The 21,582-nt window shown below is 56.1% G+C and carries 22 protein-coding genes; 16 read left to right on the forward strand and 6 right to left on the reverse strand.

Annotation, left to right across the window (positions count from 1 at the left end):
- Positions 1–115: 115 nt before the first annotated feature.
- Together SOR61_RS02745 and SOR61_RS02750 are read left to right on the forward strand one after the other, a co-directional pair.
- Positions 116–898, forward strand: a complete 783-nt coding sequence (locus tag SOR61_RS02745; RefSeq protein ID WP_320611164.1) for an ADP-ribosylglycohydrolase family protein — start codon at positions 116–118, stop codon at positions 896–898.
- Positions 899–907: 9 nt separating this feature from the next.
- The gene (locus SOR61_RS02750) at positions 908–1,384 is read left to right on the forward strand and encodes an 8-oxo-dGTP diphosphatase (protein WP_320611165.1); all 477 of its coding nucleotides are present in this window, start codon (positions 908–910) and stop codon (positions 1,382–1,384) included.
- A 117-nt stretch (positions 1,385–1,501) separates the two neighbouring features.
- On the opposite strand, the gene SOR61_RS02755 is transcribed toward SOR61_RS02750, so the two are convergent.
- Positions 1,502–1,945: a GNAT family N-acetyltransferase gene (locus tag SOR61_RS02755; protein ID WP_320611166.1), complete on the reverse strand. Its 444-nt coding sequence runs from the start codon at positions 1,943–1,945 to the stop codon at positions 1,502–1,504.
- 252 nt (positions 1,946–2,197) lie between these two features.
- Between SOR61_RS02755 and SOR61_RS02760 the strand changes: the two genes are divergently transcribed.
- Entirely contained in the window at positions 2,198–2,707 is a 510-nt protein-coding gene (locus SOR61_RS02760; RefSeq protein ID WP_320611167.1) for a helix-turn-helix transcriptional regulator, read from the forward strand.
- Between the two features lie 96 nt (positions 2,708–2,803).
- Here SOR61_RS02760 and SOR61_RS02765 read toward each other — a convergent pair whose 3' ends face one another.
- Positions 2,804–3,259 (reverse strand): DUF523 domain-containing protein, encoded by a 456-nt coding sequence (locus tag SOR61_RS02765; RefSeq protein WP_320611168.1) that lies wholly within the window; start codon positions 3,257–3,259, stop codon positions 2,804–2,806.
- Between the two features lie 4 nt (positions 3,260–3,263).
- On the reverse strand, positions 3,264–3,629 hold the full coding sequence (locus SOR61_RS02770; RefSeq protein ID WP_320611169.1) for an arsenate reductase family protein: 366 nt from the start codon (positions 3,627–3,629) through the stop codon (positions 3,264–3,266).
- A 164-nt stretch (positions 3,630–3,793) separates the two neighbouring features.
- Between SOR61_RS02770 and SOR61_RS02775 the strand changes: the two genes are divergently transcribed.
- The 4 genes from SOR61_RS02775 (at position 3,794) to SOR61_RS02790 (ending at position 7,652) form a co-directional block, all read left to right on the forward strand.
- The gene (locus SOR61_RS02775; RefSeq protein WP_320611170.1) at positions 3,794–4,939 is read left to right on the forward strand and encodes a hypothetical protein; all 1,146 of its coding nucleotides are present in this window, start codon (positions 3,794–3,796) and stop codon (positions 4,937–4,939) included.
- 237 nt (positions 4,940–5,176) lie between these two features.
- On the forward strand, positions 5,177–5,992 hold the full coding sequence (locus SOR61_RS02780; RefSeq protein ID WP_320611171.1) for a transporter substrate-binding domain-containing protein: 816 nt from the start codon (positions 5,177–5,179) through the stop codon (positions 5,990–5,992).
- 106 nt (positions 5,993–6,098) lie between these two features.
- The gene (locus SOR61_RS02785) at positions 6,099–6,860 is read left to right on the forward strand and encodes an amino acid ABC transporter permease (protein WP_320611172.1); all 762 of its coding nucleotides are present in this window, start codon (positions 6,099–6,101) and stop codon (positions 6,858–6,860) included.
- A 15-nt stretch (positions 6,861–6,875) separates the two neighbouring features.
- The gene (locus SOR61_RS02790) at positions 6,876–7,652 is read left to right on the forward strand and encodes an amino acid ABC transporter ATP-binding protein (RefSeq protein ID WP_320611173.1); all 777 of its coding nucleotides are present in this window, start codon (positions 6,876–6,878) and stop codon (positions 7,650–7,652) included.
- Between the two features lie 69 nt (positions 7,653–7,721).
- Here the strand turns inward: SOR61_RS02790 and SOR61_RS02795 are convergent, their stop codons facing one another.
- Positions 7,722–8,231: a hypothetical protein gene (locus tag SOR61_RS02795; RefSeq protein ID WP_320611174.1), complete on the reverse strand. Its 510-nt coding sequence runs from the start codon at positions 8,229–8,231 to the stop codon at positions 7,722–7,724.
- A gap of 533 nt (positions 8,232–8,764) precedes the next feature.
- Between SOR61_RS02795 and SOR61_RS02800 the strand changes: the two genes are divergently transcribed.
- The 8 genes from SOR61_RS02800 (at position 8,765) to SOR61_RS02835 (ending at position 19,109) form a co-directional block, all read left to right on the forward strand.
- Positions 8,765–10,051: an Ig-like domain-containing protein gene (locus SOR61_RS02800; protein WP_320611175.1), complete on the forward strand. Its 1,287-nt coding sequence runs from the start codon at positions 8,765–8,767 to the stop codon at positions 10,049–10,051.
- A 62-nt stretch (positions 10,052–10,113) separates the two neighbouring features.
- On the forward strand, positions 10,114–10,992 hold the full coding sequence (locus SOR61_RS02805; RefSeq protein WP_320611176.1) for an NAD(P)-dependent oxidoreductase: 879 nt from the start codon (positions 10,114–10,116) through the stop codon (positions 10,990–10,992).
- Positions 10,993–11,286: 294 nt separating this feature from the next.
- Positions 11,287–13,191: an S-layer homology domain-containing protein gene (locus SOR61_RS02810; protein WP_320611177.1), complete on the forward strand. Its 1,905-nt coding sequence runs from the start codon at positions 11,287–11,289 to the stop codon at positions 13,189–13,191.
- A gap of 29 nt (positions 13,192–13,220) precedes the next feature.
- Positions 13,221–14,294 (forward strand): prenyltransferase/squalene oxidase repeat-containing protein, encoded by a 1,074-nt coding sequence (locus SOR61_RS02815; protein WP_320611178.1) that lies wholly within the window; start codon positions 13,221–13,223, stop codon positions 14,292–14,294.
- 15 nt (positions 14,295–14,309) lie between these two features.
- Positions 14,310–15,080 (forward strand): DUF4430 domain-containing protein, encoded by a 771-nt coding sequence (locus SOR61_RS02820; protein ID WP_320611179.1) that lies wholly within the window; start codon positions 14,310–14,312, stop codon positions 15,078–15,080.
- Between the two features lie 18 nt (positions 15,081–15,098).
- Positions 15,099–15,998, forward strand: coding sequence for an energy-coupling factor transporter transmembrane component T (locus SOR61_RS02825; protein ID WP_320611180.1), 900 nt, complete (start codon positions 15,099–15,101; stop codon positions 15,996–15,998).
- Entirely contained in the window at positions 15,962–16,702 is a 741-nt protein-coding gene (locus SOR61_RS02830; protein WP_320611181.1) for a YoaK family protein, read from the forward strand. The genes SOR61_RS02825 and SOR61_RS02830 overlap by 37 nt, the downstream gene beginning before the upstream one ends.
- Positions 16,689–19,109, forward strand: a complete 2,421-nt coding sequence (locus SOR61_RS02835) for an ECF transporter S component (protein WP_320611182.1) — start codon at positions 16,689–16,691, stop codon at positions 19,107–19,109. Before SOR61_RS02830 ends, SOR61_RS02835 begins: the two co-directional genes overlap by 14 nt.
- A gap of 108 nt (positions 19,110–19,217) precedes the next feature.
- Here SOR61_RS02835 and SOR61_RS02840 read toward each other — a convergent pair whose 3' ends face one another.
- A complete protein-coding gene (locus SOR61_RS02840; RefSeq protein WP_320611183.1) occupies positions 19,218–19,604 on the reverse strand; it encodes a helix-turn-helix transcriptional regulator in 387 nt (128 codons plus the stop codon).
- Positions 19,605–19,797: 193 nt separating this feature from the next.
- On the opposite strand from SOR61_RS02840, the gene SOR61_RS02845 reads away from it, so the two are divergent.
- Positions 19,798–20,091, forward strand: a complete 294-nt coding sequence (locus tag SOR61_RS02845; protein WP_320611184.1) for a DUF6514 family protein — start codon at positions 19,798–19,800, stop codon at positions 20,089–20,091.
- Positions 20,092–20,197: 106 nt separating this feature from the next.
- Here SOR61_RS02845 and SOR61_RS02850 read toward each other — a convergent pair whose 3' ends face one another.
- Positions 20,198–21,322, reverse strand: a complete 1,125-nt coding sequence (locus tag SOR61_RS02850) for a radical SAM protein (RefSeq protein WP_320611185.1) — start codon at positions 21,320–21,322, stop codon at positions 20,198–20,200.
- Positions 21,323–21,582: the final 260 nt, after the last annotated feature.

Below are 21,582 nucleotides of genomic sequence, written 5' to 3' on the forward strand. Positions count from 1 at the left end.
CCTGTCCGTATTTCCCTCCGGACAGGGGATCCTCGCACTTTTGATGCATGGGTGACAGGGGCTTTGCGGTGTGGTATGATAGGAATACGTTTCAAAAGGAGAGGAGTGACCGGCTATGCTGGGAGCATTGATTGGAGATATCGTGGGTTCGGTTTACGAGTGGAAAAACCGGAAGGACAAGGGCTTTCCCTTCTTCCAGCCCAACTGTCGTATGACCGATGACAGCGTCATGACCGCTGCGGTGGCTTCAGCGCTGCTGATGGAAGAGGGCAAGGATCTGGAAGGATTTCGGAAAAACCTGATCGGAGAGATGCAGCGGTTGGGACGGATGTATCCCAACGTGGGGTATGGTCTTCGGTTTGAGAAGTGGATCGCATCGGAGGAGCCTGTGCCCTATCACAGTTTGGGCAACGGCAGCGGGATGCGGGTTTCTCCCGTGGCGTGGGCGGCAGATACCATGGAAGAGTGCCTGGCTTTGGCGAAGGTGTCCGCAGAGGTGACTCACGACCACCCGGATGGCATCGCCGGGGCGCTGACGGTGGCGGGCGCTGTTTACCTGGCCCGGGAGGGGAAGAGCAAGGAGGAGATCCGCGCCTACGTGACCCGGTACTATCCCCTTGATTTCACCCTGGATGAGATCAGGGAGGGGTATCAATTTGATGTGTCCTGCGCAGGAAGTGTGCCCCAGGCCATGGAAGCCTTCCTGGAAGGGGAGGACTTTGAAGATACCATCCGGAATGCTGTTTCCATCGGAGGGGACAGCGACACCATTGCGGCCATGGCCGGTGCGGTGGCGGCTGCGTTTTACGGGGTGCCCAAGGCGATTCGGGACGAGGCAATGCCCTTCATCGACGGAGAAGTGCGGAACATTTTCGACCGGTTTATCCGACAGTATTAAGGAGGAGCCATGTGGAACACGACACTATGCTATATTGAGCAGGACGGAAAGTATTTGATGCTTCACCGGGTCAAGAAGGAGAACGACATCAACCACGACAAGTGGATCGGCATCGGGGGAAAATTCGAGGAGAAAGAGAGCCCTGAGGAGTGCCTGCTGCGGGAGGTGAAAGAGGAGACGGGCCTTACCCTCACAGAGTATGCTTATCGGGGACTGGTGACCTTTGTGTCAGATGTCTGGACAACGGAGTATATGCACCTGTTTACAGCCACCGGGTTTACTGGGACCATGATACCCTGTGATGAGGGAGACCTGGAGTGGGTGCCCAAGGACCAGGTCAAGGATCTGCCCATTTGGACCGGCGACAAAATTTTCCTGGACTTACTTACCCAGGATATTCCTTTCTTTTCCCTCAAGCTGGCGTATGAAGGGGATACGTTGGTCCAGGCGGTGCTCAACGGGAAGGAGCTCTCCACCCAGCCGTAAAATTGGGATGCTTTCCGCTGCTCCAGCGTCAAGCTGCGGTTTATTGTCAGGTCTTTCAAGTGTTTTTGCATAGATCATTCCATACTATATTGCCTTGTCTGCTCGATCAATGGGGCGTTACAGTTCTTTCTGCAAATAAATCATATCGATTAGCTGCACGCCACATTCATAAATAGGGTGGTCATAGTTATCTATAAAAAAATCTTTTATGCTGTGAGAGAGAGCAAACCCGCATTTTTCATAAAAAGGAATGGTCAACGGACTATCCCCTGTACCAACTTGCAGTATAGAATACGTCCCTTTATATTTCGTAGCGACAAAGTCAATGAGCGCTTTACCGTAACCTTTCCCCTGGTATTCTGGTTCCGTTGCAATGTTTTTAATTTCAAGAATCCCATTCCCCTCGTCGGTTACTACACACTCGCATTTAATCCCATTATCGTCTAATACGTACATCGTTCCTCTATCAATGTATCGGTCTATCATATTTTCTTGCTCGTCGGCGAACAAAAGCAAGGGAAGAAACTGTTTTTTATTCTCTTTGATTTCTATGATTTCCATATTGGTATGCACTCCCCAATTTTTGTTTTTCGTTCTGCTTTTTCATTCTAACACAATGCCAAGAGCGAGGAAACAGCCTGTTTTTTAGGCCAATTTTCCCTGGACTTACTCCTCCAAGGGTATTCCTTAAAATCGGAATGATTTTTTGGGTTACGCCTGGAAAATGCCGGATGTTATGGCGCGTTGCTTGCCGCAACGGGGATTGTTTCCTATCATGGTGGTGACACCGGAAAGAAAAAGGAGGTTCCCTTCATGTTATCGGAAAACATTAAAAACCTGAGGCGGGCCAAAGGACTCTCTCAGGAAGAACTTGCCGTTAAGCTCCACGTGGTGCGCCAGACTGTTTCCAAGTGGGAGCAGGGGTTGTCGGTTCCCGACGCAGATCTGCTGCTCTCTCTGTCAGAGGTCTTGGAGACCCCGGTGAGCACGCTGTTGGGCGAGACGCTGACGATGCCAAAAGCCGACGATATTACGGCGATCTCGGAAAAGCTGGAGGTCATCAATTTACAGCTGGCCCGGAGAAAGACCGCCAGAAGACGCCTGCTTTGCGGATTCCTGCTGGCGGTGTGCGTAATAGTGGCGGTCCTCTCTGCCGTGTTCATCGTCATGGATGGCTCTTATTTGGCCTGGGACTACCAAGACCCTGAGACCGCCGTTTTAGGAACGTTGGTCCATGGGGCAGAGTGGCTCTTTGTCCGGGCAGCGCCTGTGGTTCTGGCTGGGGCTGCAGTTGGTATCTTCCTGCTTCGCAAGGGGGAGTGAAAGAGTCCCGCTGTTGCAGAAAGACAACGCAGAAGATACAGAAGAAAAAACCATCCCGTCCTCTCCAAAAGGACGGGATGATTTTTTATAGAGGGATCAAATGCTGAAGAAGAAAGGCCGCTCTCCGATGAGTTCCCCGATTTGGGACTCTCCGTATACTTTGATGCCCTTCTTTTTTAACAGCTGTGCGGTGAGGCCGTCTCCTTCCGTGAGGGTGTGGGAGAAGGTGCCGTCATAGATTTGTCCGCTGCCGCAGGAAGGGCTGCGTTCCTTTAAGAGGGCAGCTTTGCAGCCGTACAGGTCGGCCAGCCGAAGGACCTCGGCGGTTCCCCGGACGAAGGCATCGGTGACATCCCGACCATCTTTGGTGACCACCCGATTCCCCAGCCGTTCAGCGGGGATCCTCGGGGTGGGGAGCCCGCCGAAAAGTTCGGCGCAGACAGGGATACAGGTGTGTTTCTTCATGAGTTCCTCCAGCTGAGGGAGGAGATTGCTGTTGCCGTCGTATCGGCAGCCCACCCCCATCAGGCAGGCGCTGACCAGAATTCGCATGGGATTACGCCTCCTTATTGGGGGAGAACGCAGCTTGCCACTGTTCCTCTTTGAAGCCCACCAGGATTTCGTTTTCGGTGACCACCAAAGGACGTTTGACCAACATACCATCCGAGGCCAGCAGAGCAAGCTGTGCTTCTTCGGGCATGTCTTTGAGTTTTTTGGACAGTTCCATAGAACGGTAAAGCTGTCCGCTGGTATTGAAGAATTTTTTCAGGGGCAGGCCGCTGTTTTTGTACCAGGACTGGAGCTCTTCCAGGGTGGGATTCTCCTCTTTGATGTCCCGGAGGGTATAGGGGATCTGATGGTCATCCAACCATTTCAGGGCCTTTTTGCAGGTGGAGCAGCGGGAATAGCAGAGTACGAGCATAACGAGGACCTCCTGTTTTCATCCGTTGCTGTTATCATACTGGAGGGCGGGGAGAATTGCAATCCCGATTGGGCTGCTTTTTTCTTTTCGTTGAAAGTGAGAAAATCCTGTGATATAGTAGGTATGCTTTAAAACCGAGATTTTGATACAAGGAGGGGAAAGCAATGAGGAAGAAGATGCTCTCTTTTCTCTGCGCCGCTGCGCTGTTCATCACGCTGCTGGCCGTTCCGGCTTCTGCGGCAAACAGTCTGTTTTTTCTTTCATTGAATGACACCCTTCCGGTGAACACGCCTCAGACGACACCTGTGCAGTACAATGGCTGGATCTATGCGCCCGTCAATATCTTTAACGGTGGAGCCGCTGGGGTCAACTTCGGGGTGTATAATGGCTTTACTGATAATAACACCCGCCTGGTCCTGTATAATCTTTCGGGGAAAATGATGACCTTTGATCTGCAAAGCGGCACCGCCACGGCAGAGGGCGATTCGCCCCCCATCCCGGGAAAGGTGCTGTACCGGAACGGGATCTACTATGTGCCTGCCTATGCGGTCTGCCACTATTTTGGCATGACCTATTCCTACCATACCACCCAGTATGGCCCACTGCTTCGCATCAAAGACAGCAACGCCTGGCTGAGCGACGCAGTGTTCATCAGCTCTGCAGCGTCTCTGATGCAGAGCCGCTTGCAGGAGGCAAATCGACCCGTAGACCCGGGAGACGGGGGAGGAGAGAGCCAACCTGGAGTGCCTAACCTTCCCACCGATCCTACGGTTCCTGAGGTCACAGAACCTGCCCCAACGTTTTCCCTGTATCTGGGCGTGAGCGCCCAGAAGGGTACTGACCTTACCTCTGTGCTGGATGCTCTGGCAGAGGTTGGGGCCTATGCAGTGGTTTTCTTTCCTGCTGATCAGGTGTCTGACTGCGGGAATATGGTGCGCCAGGCTGCGGGCCGGGGACACAAGGTGGGGCTGATTCCCCAGGGAGAAACGGCAGAGGAACAGTTAAAGAGTGTGCGGGAGGGCAGCCATCAGCTGGCGGCCATTCTTCGGCAGGAGACCTGGTTCGTGCTGGGGGAGAATGCCGCCCTTTCCGAAGCGGGGTACCTTTGCTGTACGGCGGGGGTGACTGCTCCGGCCTCCAGGGATGCGACTACCTTGTACCAGGCCATCGTGCCGGATGATCAGGCAGTCAAAGACCCTGTCCGTGTACTGTTCAGTGGACAGACCCCTTCTGCCAGCCTGACGGGGACCCTGCGTCAGCTGGCAAAGGATGGAGATACCTTCCTGCGTCCGAAGGAGACCAAGTATTAAAAAGGAGAGATCCCCCTGTGTAAAACCGCAGCCTGGCCGCCAGGCTGCGGTTTCCTAAGAGGGAGCCGCCGGGAAACCAGAGCAGCTGGCTTCTTTTTTTGTTTAAAATGACAAAAAGAGGACAGAGTACAAAAAAATCGAAAAAGGGGCTTGCATTCCCTGGCCAGTGTGGTATTATGTTAGTACTTTATCACGACAGAGTGTTAAACGACACAAAGTGAGACAGGAGAGTTGAAAATGAAAAAAGTACTTGCAATCTTGCTGGCAGCCGTCATGAGCTGCACCCTGCTGGCCGCCTGCGGCCAGGAAAAGCCTGCCGCCGACACCGGTGACAAGACTGAGACCACCGACACCAAGACCTATGCTGTGGAAGCTGGCAGCGCCGGCGAGAAGATCGCCAAGGAAAAGGGCCTGACCTATAATTCTGTGGCTGCGCAGGCTGACACCCTTATGGAAGTGGCCTCCGGCACCTCCGACGCCGCCATCATCGACCTGCTCATGGCCGGCGCTATGATCGGCGAGGGCACCAGCTATCCCAACCTGAAGCACACCGAAGAGCTCACCACCGAGGAGTACGGCATCGGCTGCCGCAAGGACTCTGACCTGACCGACTTCATCAACAACGTGCTGTCCGAGACTTATGCAGACGGCACCATGCAGAAGCTGGCAGAGACCTACGGCGTGCAGGACGCCATCCTGGAGCAGCCCGCAGCCGAGGACTATACTCCCGCTGCTGACGGCGACGTGGCCGCCATCCAGAAGAAGGGCACCCTGGTGGTTGGTATCACCGAGTTCGCTCCCATGGACTACAAGGACAAGAACGGCGAATGGATCGGCTTTGACGCAGACATGGCAAAGCTGGTGGCAGAGAAGCTGGGCGTGAAGATCACCTTCACTGTCATTGACTGGGACAACAAGATCATGGAGCTGGACTCCGGCAACGTTGACGTTCTCTGGAACGGCATGACCCTGACCGACGAGGTCACCAACGCCATGAACTGCACCCGCGCCTACTGCAAGAACGCACAGGTCGTGGTGGTTCCTGCGGAGTGATCGTTCTCCCACCCCTGCGATAAAACAAGGAACACCAAAGGCAGAGAGCTTTGGCTCTCTGCCTTTGAGCGGCCTATAGAAACCAAAAGAGACAAGAGGTTCACCTATGCTTTGGAATGTAACACTGACCCTGCTCAGCGGATTGGGCACAACGGTACAAATTTTCTTTCTCACTTTATTGATCTCCCTGCCTTTGGGCCTGGTGGTCGCCTTTGGCTCTATGAGCAAGTGGCGTCCCTTCCGCTTCCTTTTAAAGAAAAAGCGGAAGAATAAATCCGAGACGCCTTCGGCTCATGCTCCAAAAAAGCCGTCCAAAGTGGCAAAAGCGCTGGCAGCCTTCCGGCCCATCAGCGTTTTATGCAACCTGATCGTCTGGATCGTCCGGGGCACCCCCTTGATGCTCCAGCTCATCGCCTTTATGTATGTCCCTGGTATTCTGAAGATGAACCTCTGGCCTGCTGGAGATGCGGGACGAATGATGGCGACGGTGGTGGCTTTCTCCATTAACTATGCCTGCTACTTCTCCGTTATCTACCGGGGCGGCATCCAGGGCGTTCCCGTGGGACAGCGGGAGGCGGCCCAGGTGCTGGGCATGACCAAAGGGCAGATCTTCTTTAAAGTTACCCTGCTCCAGATGATCAAGCGGATCGTCCCGCCCATGTCCAACGAGATCATTACCCTGGTCAAGGACACCTCTCTGGCCCGGGTGATCGCAGTCTATGAGCTGACCTTCACTGGTTACTCCTTCATGAAGAGCAGCGGCCTGGTATGGCCTCTGTTATACACCGGTGTGTTCTACCTGCTCTTCGTGGGCATCCTGACCATCCTGTTCAATTTCATTGAACGGAAGCTGAGCTACTTTAGATAAGGGGGCGGTGTGACCATGGCAATCTTAGAAGTCAACCACATTGAAAAGCACTTTGGACAGGTCCGAGTGCTGGAGGATATCAACTTCTCCCTGGAGGAGGGACAGGTCCTGGCCATCATCGGCTCCTCCGGCAGCGGTAAGACCACCCTGCTGCGATGCCTGAACTTTTTGGAGACGCCCAATCGCGGGGTGATCCGCGTGAAAGGGGAGACCCTTTTTGACGCAGAGGATCCGGCGACCCAGCGGGAGAGTGAGATCCGCCGGAAACGGCTCCATTTCGGCCTGGTGTTCCAGAACTTTAACCTCTTCCCCCAGTACACAGCCCTGGAAAATGTCACCCTGGCCCGGGAGCTCATGGCAAAGACAGAGAAAACAGGGGAGAGCCTGGAAGAGATTCGGGCCGAAGGTAAGATCCTTCTGGAGAAAATGGGCTTAAAGGACCGGATGGGGAACTATCCCCATCAGCTTTCCGGCGGTCAGCAGCAGCGGGTGGCCATTGCCCGGGCGCTGGCCATGAAGCCGGACATTCTGTGCTTTGACGAGCCCACCTCCGCCCTGGACCCTGAGCTGACTGGAGAGGTGTTGAAGGTCATCCGCAGCCTTGCTGACCAGCACACCACCATGATCATCGTGACCCATGAGATGAAGTTTGCCCGGGACGTGGCAGACCAGGTGATCTTCATGGACCACGGCGTGGTGGTGGAGGAAGGTCCTCCGGAAGAGGTATTTGGCAACCCGAAACAGGAGCGGACCAAGCAGTTCCTGGAGCGGTACAATGAGGATACCCCCTGACTGTTTCAGAAAAAGAAAACAACAGGCAGCGCACCAGTGCGCTGCCTGTTGTTTTCTTTCCTGTGGTGGTTAGAAGGAGATCTCATATTCCTGTCCCGGAAGGACCGGCACGGTAAGAAGCAGGCGCTGAAACGTACCGTGATGCACCGTGACCGCTGCGTGTACGCTCCCGCTGGAGTGGGGCCATTCCAGCTTGTGGGTTCCTTCCCCTCGGGCAGTGCCGAGGGCTGCCGCGGCGAAGCCGGACAGGGAAGCAGCTTCCTCTGTGAGCGTGCCGTCCTGATGCATCCGAAACGCGGTGAGAGAACGTTGGACTGGGTCCCAGCGATCCCATTGGACGGCGGGTACGTCCATAGAACGGGCCAGCTCCGGGAGAAGGGAGGAGAGGGTTTCTCTGTCCGGGAGAGAGGCAGTAGAGACCACATGGGCCAAACCAGGGAAGGAGAGCAGGGAGACCGCCTGGCCGGCCAGGGTTTCCCTTCTGAAGCGGACGGGTAAGGGGAGGGATAGGGAGACCAAGCCGGTGAGGGGATTGGCGTGGACCGGACAGGGGGAGGAGAGCCCGGCTGCTTCCAGCATGAATTTTTTTCCCGGCGAAATCCCTGGGCCGTGGCGCAGAGCAGTCCGGCGCAGGCACTGGCGCTGGCAGAAAAGATCCCCCCTGCAAAGTCCAGGGAGGCTGGGCTTCGGAAGCGGGGCAGAGAGAGAAAGGCGACTCTTTGGGCGGGAAGCTCCCGAAGGGAGAGCAGACGCTGGGATATTTGCGGCTGCAGTTCTTTGGAGACAGGGGATGTGACCAATAAGACGGTGGAACCCGCCGTCTGGGCGGCTTGAAAGGATAGGGTCATGGAAAACCTCTTTTCTGGTTTACAGTGGAAAGTATAAGGAAACAGGGAGGGGAACTCCCTTGCTTTTGGTCATGATAGCACAAAAGGACACCGTGGTAAAGGGAGGGGCAGAGTGCCAAAAGGAGCCGGTAAGTTTTTGCAGAAACTTTACAAATTAGCGGTTTTCATAAGAGGGGAACTATGATATAATACTTCGAAGTATGTGGAAAAACCATGAACCCGATGACTTTCCGTTCCAGGACAATCGTCAGGAGGATGATAATAATGCGTTACGACGAATTTGATGAATACAACGGCCGGCCCTCTCGAGGAAATGCCCGCAGAGGGTCTTCCTCTTCCCGCGACCGGAGCTATGACCGGGACTACGACCGCCGTGCTTCCGACCGGTACAGCACCCGGAGCAGACGGGATATGTACGATGACTTTGACCTGTCCGACTGGGAGCGCACCGCCCCCAACTGGGACAGCCATGGCGGCGCCCGGAAAAAGAAGTCCGGCAGTGGCAGCAGCAGCCGTTCCAGTGGACGATCTTCCTCCTCCTACCGGGAGTATGATCGTCCGGCCTCCCGTGGCGGCAGCAGCCGCAGCGGGTCCCGCAGCGGCGGACAGAGCAGCCGCTCCGGCGGTCGGCGTCCGCCGGCGGAATCCAATCGCCGGAGATCCAGCCAGCGCCGGGGTTCTTCCACCGGTAGCAGCCTGACCCGCTTTATTCCTGTGGCGGTGGGCCTGGTGGTCATCATCATTGCAGCTCTGATCATTAAGTCCCTTTTGACGGGCGGCGGTGAGGATGCCAAGATCGCCTTCTCCACCCAGAGCATTGTGGTGGGCGAGAGTGCCACAGCCACCCTGGAAGGCGCCCTTGCTGAGGGAAGCGGCGGAGAAAAGCCGAACGTGACCTGGAGCAGCAGTGATCCCAACGTGGTCACGGTGGAGGGCAGCGGAACGACCTGTACGCTGACAGCCAAGAGCGTTGGCTCTGCGACCATTGCTGCCGGGGTGGACGGAAAGACGGTGGCCAATGGTACTGTGGCCGTGGTGGAAACTGCCCCTGGCGTAGTAAAGATCCAGCTGGAGCAGGAGAAGGTCACCATCAAGTCCGGTGACACCTATACCATCAAGGCGACCGTAGTGATGGAAAAGGATGATATGACCCCGGCCAAGATCACCTGGGAGAGCAACAATGCTTCCGTGGCCCGGGTGTCGGAGGACGGTGTGGTCAGCGGCCGTGACGTGGGTACTGCCATCATCAAGGCGACCGCAGGCGGAAAGAGTGCGGAGATCGTTGTGACCGTAGAAGCAGATCCCGACGCACCCAACCATGACAGCACCCAGGATGCCGGGGAGAAGCCGGAAGACGGCGCCCAGACCAATACCGGCGGCAACACCGGCAGCGGCACTGGCACCGGCGGCAACAACACCGGTGGTAACACAGGCGGCAGCACCGGCGGCAGCGGCACGGGCACAGAAACCGGCACCGGAAACGAGGGTTCTGAAGGTGGTACCGGCACGGGAACCGGCGGCACGGGCACCGGAACCAACACAGAAGAATGATCATAAAAACGGGTGGGAGAGTGGTTCCCGCCCGTTTTTTAAAAATACAGGAGGGATATCGCATGAAACAGATTGGATGGATCGGTGTAGGGATCATGGGGAAATCCATGGTCCGCAACCTGATGAAGGCGGGATACACGCTGCACATTTACGCCCGTTCTCGGGAAAAGGTGGAAGAGGTCATTGAGGAAGGGGCTGTGTTCCATGAGACCATCGCCCAGTGCGTCAAGGGCTGTGATGCGGTGGTGACCATGGTTGGCTTCCCGAAGGATGTGGAAGAGGTGTACTTTTCTGAGGGTGGCATCCTGGACAACGCCCCTAAAGGTGCATTCCTCATCGATATGACGACCACCAGCCCCACGCTGGCGGAGCGACTGTATGAAGAGGGAACGGCCCGGGGCTTTCGGGTGATGGACGCCCCGGTGACCGGAGGAGATACCGGGGCAAAGAACGGGACCCTCTCCATTTTGGTGGGAGGCCGCCCGGAAGATTATGAGGCCTGCCTGCCCCTGTTCCAGGCGATGGGAACCAACATCAACCGGCAGGGCGGCCCCGGCTGTGGGCAGCACGCCAAGCTGGCCAATCAGATCATGATTGCTGGTACCCTCTCCGGGGTCTGTGAGGCGCTGGCCTACGCCAGGGAAAAGGGGCTGGATCGTTCGGTTTTGCTCCGTTCTGTTGCCACCGGGGCGGCGGGCAGCAAGCAGCTGGATCTTTTTGGAGAGAAGATCTTGCAGGGAGATTACGCCCCTGGATTTTTCCTGAAGCACTTCGTGAAGGATATGACCCTGGCTGTGGAAGAGGCGGAGCAGAATGGCCTTACTCTGGGGGTTTTGACCCGGGTTCTGGAGGAGTACCGCCAGCTGGAAGAGGCCGGCTTTGGTGATCTGGGCACACAGGCGCTGGCGAAGTATTACCAGAGCATGGGAAAAGAAAAGTAATCGTTTACAATTCCCCTGTTTTAGGGTATGATAAGGACGAAAATTGAATAGCGGGACAGGCCTCCGCCGCTTCGGGCGGCAGGGGGAATGGGGTGAGAAGCCCCGCGAGTCGGTCACTGTGAAGCCGTGTTTTGCGGATAAGTCAGAGTACCTGGAGGTCTGTCGGTGTTTCTGCCGGAACCGGAAACAATACCAATCAGAGCCTGCCTTTTTTACAAAGGAAGGGTCTCCTCTGCTGGATAGGGATCTGTCTGCCGGTTTTGGCAGACAGATTTTATTTTAAGGAGGATGACCATGAAAAAACAAGTAACAGCTCTGGTAATGGCATTGGTCCTGGCGTTGGGCGTGCTGCCCATGGGCGCGCTGGCGGCGGAAGCGCCTTCTGCCGAAAGCCAGGAAATGGCGGCAGTGTATCAGCTCATGGACAACATTGCCAAGGGGTACCAGGACCGCTCGGATGAGTGGGTGGTGATGGACATGGCAGCCTATGCTGCCCTTCGGCAGAACGGGATCGCCACTACGGACAAGGCGCTCCAGAGCTATGTGAACAAGGCCATCACCGGACTGACCCAGGAGGGGGTGGGAGAGACCACCTATGCCAAAGCGGTGACCATCCTGCACAGTGTGGGAGCAGATCCCGCAGTGCTCTATCCGGTGAACAGCAATGAGTCTTTCAGCGCAGTGGAAGGATTGAAGGGGAGCACCCATTCTTCCAGTGCCTGGAGCGCACCATATACGGTATTTGCCTATCAGCAGGGGGAATACGGTACACAGGAGCAGGAGAAGGAGACGGTCCAGGCCTTCCTGGCAGGGCAGAGAGAGGACGGCAGCTGGGATGAGTATGGCACCATCGAGCCCACCGCGAACATTCTGACTGCGCTGGCGTTCTACGTGGAAGAAGACGCAGCTGTGAAGGCTGCGGCGGACAAAGCAGTGTCCTATCTGAGCAGTGCCCAGGGCGAGAATGGTGGGTATGGGGACGCCAACAAAGACGCCATGGTGATTCTGGCCCTGGCCGCCATGGGGATCGACCCGGACACAGACGGACGGTTTGTGAAGAATGGGGTGAGCCTGCTGGACAGCCTGCTTTCCTATGCCCTGGAGGACCAGAGCGGTCTGGGCTATATGGACAACAGCAGCCGCAACGAACTGGCGACAGAGCAGGGATTCCGTGCTCTGGTGGCAGCGGCAGAAGTGATGACCACTGGCGAGGCCTATAATGTATATGACTTCAGCGAAGTAGCGGTAGAACCTGCCCGGGCTACCAGCACCGGGGAGAGCGAGGGTCCCGGCGATCCCACCGGAACGGATACCTTCTCTGTCACGGTGACGGTGCAGGCGGATACAGAGTACTGGTTGGAAGAGAAAACCGTAACAGTGAAGGAAGGTTCTACGGTGTATCACGCCTTCGTGTCTGCCCTGGAGGGTACTGGTATTACCCAGGTGGGTGCAGAAGAGGGGTATGTCTCCCAGATGAGCAAGGACGGTAAGACGCTGGCAGAGTTCACCAACGGTCCGGAGTCCGGTTGGCTGTATAAGGTAAACGGCCAGCGGCCTGCAGTGGGAATCACCACATACTCCGTCCACAGTGGCGACCAGATCATCTTCTATTACACCAACGATTGGACCACGGAGCCCGGCGTGGAGATGCCCTTTACCGATCTGGAAGGGCACTGGGCAAAGGATGAAGTGCAGAAGGCCTGGAAGATGGGTCTCATGGACGGCGTGAGCAAGACCACCTTTGCGCCGGACCAGGCCTTTGACCGGGCGATGACGGTAACTGTTCTCTACCGGATGGCTGGCTCTCCTGCGGTGCAGGGCACCCATCCCTTTGTGGATGTAGCGAAGGATCAGTGGTACAGCGACGCTGTCCTTTGGGCCTGGGAACAGGGGATCACCAAGGGTGACGCAGGCGACCAGTTTGCGCCCTCTCGTGCGGTGACACGGGAAGAACTGGCCACCATGCTGTACCGTTATGTCCAGAGCAAGGGCATGGGTTTTGAGGACGGCTGGAGCTATGAGCTGAACGCACCCGACCGGGGAGAGATTTCCGACTGGGCCTATGAGGCAGTGTGCTGGATGAACAAGGAAGGCATCCTGAAGGGAAATCCGGACGACACCATTGCCCCCAAGGGAACGGCAACCAGAGGGGAAACCGCGGCTCTTTATGTCCGCCTGGCAGAGAAGCTGGACGCATAAGAACGTAATCACCACAGGAGGATGAAACCATGAGAGGAATTAAGACAATCGGTGCATGGGTCCTTACCCTATGCCTGTCTCTCAGTTTTATGCTGCCTGTCGCTGCCGCCGCCGGTACTACACCGGCGGCGGCAAAACAGACAGCGGACTATCTTTGTCAGACTGTCCCCAACCCTCACTTTGGGGAGATGGAAGGAGAGTGGCTGATCCTGGGCCTGGTCCGAGGGGGATATTCCATCCCGGCTGGTTATCTGGAGGGTTACTATGACAGAGTGGAAGCTTATGTAAAGGAATGCCAGGGGATTTTGAGTGACCGGAAGAACACGGAGTATGCTCGTCTTTCCCTGGCTTTGACCGCCATGGGAAAGGACCCTCGAGATGTGGCAGGGTATGATCTGCTGGCTCCTCTGGGGGGCAAGACGGGGACCTTGCGTCAGGGGATCAATGGTCCCATCTGGGCGCTCATTGCCTTGGATGCAGGGGCATACCCCATGCCGACGGCGCCGGAGGGCGGCGTTCAGGCTACGAGGGAAGGATATGTGGAAGAGATTCTCTCCCGGCAGGGCGCCGACGGAGGCTGGCGTTTCGGTACAGCCGGGCGTGCTGACCCTGACCTGACGGCCATGGCGCTGATGGCGCTGTCTGGGTATCAGGACCAGCAAGCGGTAAAGGAAGCCGTGGAGCGTGGTGTGGACTGTCTGGCGGAAATACAGGACCCTCAGGGCGGGTATACCAGCTTTGGCAGCCCCAACGCAGAGAGTACTGCGCAGGTGGTGATGGCTCTGTGCAGCCTGGGGATCTCCGTGAAGGATGCCCGGTTTGCAAAGAACGGACATACCCTGCTGGACGTGCTGCTGTCTTACCAGCAGGAGGACGGCAGCTTCCAGCACACCCAGGAGGGCCTTGGCAGCCAGCAGATGGCAACCGAGCAGGGCTTTTTGGCGTTGACGGCGCTGCTGCGGCAGGAGCAGGGGAAGACCGGCCTGTTTGTTATGAGCGATGTAGTGTCTCCTGGCCAGGATGGTCCCATTCAGCGGGTCGTGGTGCTGCCCAAGGGACAGATGCCCACTTCCTTCCGGGTGCTCTTCCCGTCTGCTGCGTAAGCGAGGGAGATCAGTATGGGATGGAAAAAGCATAAGAAAGCGTGGATCGGGGGACTGCTTCTTGTGGTGGTTCTCCTGGCTGCCTTTTGGTTTGGGGGAAATAACCCGGACAGTCGTGGTTGGTCGGTAGAGAAGAACCCAACACAGCAAGAGGCAGCCACGCAGCAAGAGGAGACCCAGAACGAAGAGAATCCAAATGCTGACTCGAATCAGGCAGCGGAAGAGACCCAGCAGGAAGAGAAGGGAGAGTCTCAACAGGAGACCGCAGACCAGGGGGCATCCTCTGGGGACACACAGGCTGGAGAGCCTGCCCAGAAGCCGTCTCAACCGGAGAAGCCTTCCCAGCCCTCTCAGCCTTCCAAACCTTCGGAACCGGTGGTGACACCCACCTGTAAAATCTCGATCTCCTGCGCCACGATTTTGAATAACATGGACCGATGTGACCCGGCGAAACAAAGTTTGGTGCCGTCCGGCGGTTGGATCTTGCGAGAGACCACCGTACCCATCACACCGGGGGAGAGCGTGATGGATGTGCTCCAGCGGGTTTGCCGGGAGAAGGGAATTCACTTGGAGTATACCAATACGCCGGTCTATCACAGCAGTTATGTGGAGGGAATCGCCAATCTGTATGAGTTTGATGTGGGAGAACTGTCTGGTTGGATGTATCGAGTGAACGGCGTTTTTCCCAACTATGGATGCAGTCAGTATTCCCTAAAGGACGGAGATGTGATATGCTGGATGTACACGTGCAGCCAGGGCGCTGATATTGGCGGCTCGAATTTCTGATCAGAACGGAGGGAGGATATGCGGCAGACCGATGTGTTTTCCGGGTTTCATCCATGGGTGAACCTCTGCTATTTTGCGCTGGTTCTGGTGTTTTCCATGGCTTTTCTCCATCCGGTTTGTCTGCTCATCGCTCTGGGCTCTGCGTTGGGTTACAGCAGATGCCTCTATGGAAGGCGGCTTTTGGGGGGACTGAAATATCTGGTTCCGGTGGTCTTGCTGGCGGCGGTGATCAATCCCCTGTTTACCCACCGCGGTGTCACGGTGTTGGCCTATTTTCCCTCCGGGAATCCTCTCACCATGGAGAGTATTGCCTATGGCCTGGCGGCGTCTGTTATGCTGGCAGCGGTCTTTCTCTGGTTTTCCTGTTGGAATCAGGTGCTGAGCACCGATAAAATGGTCTACCTGTTTGGACGGGCAGCCCCAGCGCTCTCTTTGCTGCTTTCCATGGTGCTTCGGTTTATCCCGGGACTTGCCCGGCAAATGAAAAAAATCTCTCAGGCCCAGCTTTGCCTGAGAGGGGGAGAGGCGCCTGCCAGCTTTTGGGGGAAACTCAAAAGCGGAGCGGGCAGCCTCTCCATTCTTGTAACCTGGAGCCTGGAGCACGCAGTGGAGACGGCGGATGCCATGAAGAGCCGGGGATACGGGCTCCCTGGCCGGACAGCGTTCGCGCTCTATCGTTGGGACAGGAGAGACAAAGGGATGCTGGCGTGGCTGTTGGGGTGCGGCTGTATTCTCGTGATAGGATGGGTGCGTGGGGACTTAGCCTACGGCTACTATCCTCGGATGACAGGGGCATGGACGCCTGTTTCAGCTGTGTTATTTGTGGTGTATCTGGCATTGTGCCTGACGCCTTTGGTGTTAAACGGAAGGGAGGTATGGCGTTGGAAAAGCGGAAAGGTCGGTCCCCGGCCATTGTGAGGAAGATGCTCCCGGCGGGCCAGCAGGTTTCAGATACCATTGGTCTGGGTCTGCTCCTGGCTCTGTCTGGTGGACTGATGGATGCCTATTCCTACCTGTGCCGGGGAGGGGTGTTTGCCAATGCCCAGACGGGCAACATGCTTTTACTGGGGGTGCATCTCTCTCAGGGGGATTGGGCCGCTTCCTTTTACTACTTCTGCCCGGTGGCAGCCTTTGCCGTGGGCATTTTGGCGGCGTTGTTCATCCGCCACTGGTGTCAGCAGATCGGTAAGCTGCACTGGCGGCAGATAGGAGTTCTGGTGGAGCTGCTGTTGTTGGCTGGGGTAGCGTTTATTCCCCAGGAGGCCAACCTCCTGGCCAACAGCTTGATCTCGCTGGCCTGTGGATTCCAGGTGGAAGCCTTTCGGAAGATCGACGGCAACAGCATTGCTACTACTATGTGCATTGGAAACCTTCGCTCTGCCATCCACGCTGCTGCGGAATATTCCTTTACAGGCGTGCGCAGGGAACGGACCAAGTCTTTGACCTATTTTCTGGTGATTCTTTTCTTTGTCCTGGGGGCGGTGTTAGGAAGCCGCGCCATTGCGGTGTGGAGAGAATGGGCGATTCTGTGCAGCAGTGGGCTGCTGCTGATTTGTTTCGGCCTTATGTTCCTGGAGCTGATCCGTAACGGAGAAGGGAGGGACGGCCATGGCGCAGCTTGAGGTGCGAGACCTCACCTTTTCCTATGGAGAGTTTCGGCAGAAGGCCCTCTGTTCTGTGGATCTGTCGGTGGAGGCCGGATCGTTTGTGGTGATCTGCGGCCCTTCGGGCTGTGGGAAATCCACCCTGCTTCGCCATTGTAAGCCCATGCTGGCACCCTATGGAAGGAAAGCGGGGGACCTTTTTTGGGAAGGAACCCCTCTTTCTCAATTGGGACAGCGGGAGCAGAGCAGCCGCATTGGCTATGTGGGCCAGCATCCGGACGGGCAGATCGTCACCGATAAGGTGTGGCATGAGCTGGCCTTTGGAATGGAGAGTTTGGGGTATGACACACCCACGATACGCCGGCGGGTTGCGGAAATGGCGTCTTTTTTTGGGATACAGACCTGGTTTTACCGGGAGATCGCCACCTTATCCGGAGGCCAGAAACAGCTGCTGAACCTGGCCTCTGTGATGACCCTGGGGCCGGACCTGTTGCTTCTGGATGAGCCCACCAGCCAGCTGGACCCCATTGCAGCAGCGGAGTTTCTGCAAATGCTGGGGAAGATCAACCGGGAACTGGGCGTGACTGTCCTTCTGTCAGAGCACCGGCTGGAAGAAGCCCTTCCCATGGCGGATCACGTTGTAGTGATGGAGAAAGGACGAGTGTTCTGTCAGGGCACACCAGCGGAGGTGGGGGCGCAGTTGCGCGCCTGCCGTCATCCCATGGCGGGAGCGATGCCTGCTCCCATGCAGATTTGGGGGGCGGTGTCTCAGGGAGAGGGCAGCTGTCCGGTGACGGTCCGGGAGGGCCGAACGTGGTTTTCTCAGTATGTTGTCTCTCATCCTTTGAGGGAACTCCCGCCGGAGCCTGTCCATTCTCATGGCGAGGTGATCCTGCGGGGACGGGATCTATGGTTTCGCTATGAGCGAGAGCTGCCGGATGTGATCAAGGGACTCAGCCTTTCGGTACGGAAGGGAGAGATCTTTGCCCTCCTGGGCGGGAACGGAACCGGAAAGAGCACTGCCTTGGGGCTTTTGGCAGGATTGTACCGTCCGGTGCGGGGCAAGGTCCAGCGCTGGGGCAAGACGGCGCTGCTTCCCCAGGACCCTCAGACTGTCTTTGTCCGTAACAGCCTCCGAGAGGACTTGCTGGATCAGATTCGGTTGGAGGGGCTATCTCCCGAAGAAGGGGAGAAGCGGCTGGACTGGGTGGTATCCTTGTGCCGGTTGGGTCCGTTGCTCTCCCGCCATCCGTATGACCTGTCTGGGGGGGAGCAGCAGAGAGGGGCCCTGGCTCGGGTGCTGCTGACAAAGCCGGAGATCCTTCTTCTGGACGAACCCACAAAGGGGCTGGACCCGGGGTTCCAGGGGGTGCTGGCCTCAATTTTAGAGGATTTGACCAAGGAGGGGACGGCGGTGGTCATGGTGAGCCATGACACGGAGTTCTGTGCCCGCTATGCGCACCGCTGTGCTCTCTTTTTTGATGGGTCCATTGTGACGGAGGATTCTCCTCGTCAGTTCTTTTCCGGGAATACGTTTTACACCACAGCAGCCAATCGTATGGTTCGAGCGATACTGCCCCAGGCAGTCACCGTGAGAGAAGTGGTAGAGGCGTGCGGAGCGGAACTGCCGGAGCAGAGTATCCCTCCCTCTCCTCCTCCGGAGGAAGAGAAAGACTCTATGCAGGAACCGTCGGCAGCCCAGGGGGAAAAGAGGAAAAAGAAGGGTCATTCTTTTCGCATGGTACTGTCTATCGCCATCCTGCTGCTACTGATCCCTGTGACCCTTTGGTTTGGCATCACCGTTTTGGAGGGCAGGAAGTACTATTTCATTTCGCTTCTGATCCTTCTGGAGGTCTCTCTGCCGTTTTTTCTTGCTTTTGAGGGGAGAAAACCAAAGGCAAGGGAACTGGTTTTACTGGCCTATCTATGTGCTCTGGGCGTGGCGGGACGCGGGGTCTTTTTCATGCTTCCCCAGTGCAAACCAGTCACAACGCTTACCATCATCACCGGGGCTTCGCTGGGGCCCTCCTCCGGGTTTCTGGTGGGGGCGCTCACCATGCTGGTGTCCAACCTGTTTTTTGGGCAGGGACCCTGGACCCCCTTTCAAATGTTTGCCATGGGACTGATCGGCTTTCTGGCCGGTGTCCTCTTCTATGGTCGAGGTCTGCCCAAGAAGGGAAAGATGGCCCTGTGTGGGTTCGGTTTTGGGGCGGTCCTTTTGGTCTACGGCGGGATCATGAATCCTGCCTCTGCGCTGGTCTGGACCCAGGAGATCACCCTGCCCCTTCTGGCCAGTTACTACCTGACCGGGCTCCCCATGGACCTGGTCCACGGAGGCACCACGGCGATCCTGCTGTGGCTGCTTACCGAGCCTTTGATGGAGAAGATCCAGAGGGTGAAGAAAAAATATGGGATGATAGAGTGAATGGACGGAATGTTTATTCAGTTCTAACATGAATAGAACGGCTGCGGATGAAGTTCCGCAGCCGTTCTATTTTTGAGGTTATCTAAATGGGAGGCATCCAGCGGCCTCTCATTTTTGAAAGAATCCGATGGTGGGATTCATAAGGTCAAAGGCGATGATCCCGATGAGGACCAGAGTGAGCACACAGCAGCAGACGAAGAGCCGGTGCATCCATCGCTCCTTGCTCTCCAGCATGGATTCGTAGAGAGAGATGAGGTCTTTGTTAGGCGGGAGCTTTCCGTCCTTGGAAGGAGCCTCGGTCTTGATTCCGACCAGCTCGTCCAAAGAGCCATCCATGGCCATAACGATATCGCAGACAGCCTGGAAGCTGGGGTTGTCCGTTTGTCCGGAGAGGATGCGGTTGATGGTCCCGATGGGAACGCCAGACAAATCTGATAATTGCTGATTGGTCAGTTTTCTCTTTTCTTTCAATAGTTTCAGTTGAGTTGAGAGCATCATTTTATCACCTGTGGCAATGAGTTTTATTGGATATGCGCAGAGGTAAAGAGGGGGCTTACATTTGGGATTGACGAAATCAGTCGAAATGCGTACTATGTGACTATCTTCTTAACCTGTGTGAAAAGAAGTAAGCACAGTATAACACCATTACAAGATCGCGTAAAGCAAAAGTTTCTGAGGGGGGAGCGAGATGAGAGACCATCATTTCCAGAAAAACGGGGTATTTTGCGAGGCACAGAATGCTTCCCCCAGCGTGGTCCGCTATCAGACCGTATGTACTGAGGTTGAGGGAGATGCACAGAACTATTTTACCTACGGCCTCCAGTGTCTGGGCGGATGGCAGGGCACCTGGGTGCAGCTGGATGTGATTGAGGACGTGTCGCCCCGGCGGGAAGATGTCCTCTGTCTGGCTACCAAGTTTAATATGCTGAACCTGTCTCCCATCCATTTCCGGGATGCGGTACTGGACAGCGTCAATGGATAAGGTTCTAATAATATTGGATATATGATTAGGGATAGTAGCAATCGGCGAATACAACAAAGAATCAGCGGCCCTCGGGAAGGGGCCGCTGATTCTTTTGGTATGGGGGTTAGATCGGGATAGCGCGGATCATCAGCTTATCGCAAACCATATCGATGTTGCTTTCGTCGATGCTGCTCTTTTCCATGGTTTCTTTCACCTTGTCCGTCAGAACCGTGTTCTTCAGGTCACGAAGGTTCCCCATGATCCCCAGACGGCGGCCCAGGCGGAAGATGTTTTGCTGCTCCTGAGGCAGCTCCAGGAAGCGGTCCACGATCCCCAGCATCTTGTCCTTGTCCTCAGGCAGCTTGCCCCGCAGCTCCAGGAGGATGTTCAGGATATGGTCGCTGTCCACCACGCTGGTGATGCCGTGGAGATTCTCCAGAAACAGACGGATCTCACCGATGGTTTCGATGTCGTTGGGGCGGGTGAGCAGACCGCTTTTATAATCTTCGTACATCTCCAGGTTTTCTGCCAGGGCCATGGAGCGGATGCGGATAAAGTTGGGGTTGACCTGGTTCAGCACATCTGCGGTGTCCAGGGCGCTCTGACGGGCGTACTCACGGCCGCCCATACCGGGCATATAGAACTCATTGATCTCAATGCCTGCCTTCATGGCCTTGATACCGGCTTCGATCTGTACCTGCTTGGTCACGCCTTTGCGCATGAGCTTCAGGATATAATCGTTGCCGGTCTCCAGGCCGATGTGGAAGCGGTTCAGTTTCAGCTGGGCGTAGCGGCGCAGCCGTTCCTCACTGAGACGGTTGATGGTATCGGAGCGGGCGTAGGTGGTGATCCGCTGGATCTGGGGGAAGGTCTGGTTCAGGTATTCCAGCACTTCTATCATACCGTCGGGATTCATGAGGATGCTGTTGGCGTCCTGGAAGAAGACGGAACGCATTCCGCTCTGGATCCAGTGATGGGCCATATAGCAGGCCTCGTAGTCGCCTTCGGATTTGGGCTGGCGGGAGACCTCTTTTCCCTGGAAAACATCCACCCAGTATTTGACCAGGTCGATGTCTTTCTTAATGTCTTCTGCGGAGCGGGGGCTGAAGGGCACACCCCGGTAAAATCCGCAGAAGCGGCACTTGTTCCAGCCGCAGCCACGGTTGATGCGGAGCAGCAGGCTGTATGCTTCGCTGGGCGGGCGAATGGGGCCCAGTTCAAAGCCCAGATAGGAGTCAGTTTTGTTCACAGGCGATCCTCCTTTGGCGTAGTGTCTCTTTCATAGCTGGTATTATACAGGAAGTTGACAGGGCCCGCAAGATGAGATTGCAGAAGGCCATCTGGGAGGAAATCCATTGATTTCAGTATAAACTCTAATATGATTTTTAACTATCTTTTCAAAACTTCTTATATGCCGGTATAGCCTGTCTTTACAGGCATTTCCGGCATTTTGTGTATCGGGAGATACTCACATATTTTCTTAAATCCGCTTGTGTTTTTGCTTTGAAA

The organism is Evtepia sp., assembly GCF_034090835.1.
In the GTDB taxonomy this organism is placed as follows: Bacteria; Bacillota; Clostridia; order Oscillospirales; family Oscillospiraceae; genus Evtepia.

Bases quoted from the DNA above. Each gene is read 5' to 3' on its own strand.
- SOR61_RS02745 (WP_320611164.1), top strand. From the start codon at position 116: ATGCTGGGAGCATTGATTGGAGATATCGTGGGTTCGGTTTACGAGTGG.
- SOR61_RS02750 (WP_320611165.1), top strand. From the start codon at position 908: ATGTGGAACACGACACTATGCTATATTGAGCAGGACGGAAAGTATTTG.
- SOR61_RS02755 (WP_320611166.1), bottom strand. From the start codon at position 1,945: ATGGAAATCATAGAAATCAAAGAGAATAAAAAACAGTTTCTTCCCTTG.
- SOR61_RS02760 (WP_320611167.1), top strand. From the start codon at position 2,198: ATGTTATCGGAAAACATTAAAAACCTGAGGCGGGCCAAAGGACTCTCT.
- SOR61_RS02765 (WP_320611168.1), bottom strand. From the start codon at position 3,259: ATGCGAATTCTGGTCAGCGCCTGCCTGATGGGGGTGGGCTGCCGATAC.
- SOR61_RS02770 (WP_320611169.1), bottom strand. From the start codon at position 3,629: ATGCTCGTACTCTGCTATTCCCGCTGCTCCACCTGCAAAAAGGCCCTG.
- SOR61_RS02775 (WP_320611170.1), top strand. From the start codon at position 3,794: ATGAGGAAGAAGATGCTCTCTTTTCTCTGCGCCGCTGCGCTGTTCATC.
- SOR61_RS02780 (WP_320611171.1), top strand. From the start codon at position 5,177: ATGAAAAAAGTACTTGCAATCTTGCTGGCAGCCGTCATGAGCTGCACC.
- SOR61_RS02785 (WP_320611172.1), top strand. From the start codon at position 6,099: ATGCTTTGGAATGTAACACTGACCCTGCTCAGCGGATTGGGCACAACG.
- SOR61_RS02790 (WP_320611173.1), top strand. From the start codon at position 6,876: ATGGCAATCTTAGAAGTCAACCACATTGAAAAGCACTTTGGACAGGTC.
- SOR61_RS02795 (WP_320611174.1), bottom strand. From the start codon at position 8,231: ATGCTGGAAGCAGCCGGGCTCTCCTCCCCCTGTCCGGTCCACGCCAAT.
- SOR61_RS02800 (WP_320611175.1), top strand. From the start codon at position 8,765: ATGCGTTACGACGAATTTGATGAATACAACGGCCGGCCCTCTCGAGGA.
- SOR61_RS02805 (WP_320611176.1), top strand. From the start codon at position 10,114: ATGAAACAGATTGGATGGATCGGTGTAGGGATCATGGGGAAATCCATG.
- SOR61_RS02810 (WP_320611177.1), top strand. From the start codon at position 11,287: ATGAAAAAACAAGTAACAGCTCTGGTAATGGCATTGGTCCTGGCGTTG.
- SOR61_RS02815 (WP_320611178.1), top strand. From the start codon at position 13,221: ATGAGAGGAATTAAGACAATCGGTGCATGGGTCCTTACCCTATGCCTG.
- SOR61_RS02820 (WP_320611179.1), top strand. From the start codon at position 14,310: ATGGGATGGAAAAAGCATAAGAAAGCGTGGATCGGGGGACTGCTTCTT.
- SOR61_RS02825 (WP_320611180.1), top strand. From the start codon at position 15,099: ATGCGGCAGACCGATGTGTTTTCCGGGTTTCATCCATGGGTGAACCTC.
- SOR61_RS02835 (WP_320611182.1), top strand. From the start codon at position 16,689: ATGGCGCAGCTTGAGGTGCGAGACCTCACCTTTTCCTATGGAGAGTTT.
- SOR61_RS02840 (WP_320611183.1), bottom strand. From the start codon at position 19,604: ATGCTCTCAACTCAACTGAAACTATTGAAAGAAAAGAGAAAACTGACC.
- SOR61_RS02845 (WP_320611184.1), top strand. From the start codon at position 19,798: ATGAGAGACCATCATTTCCAGAAAAACGGGGTATTTTGCGAGGCACAG.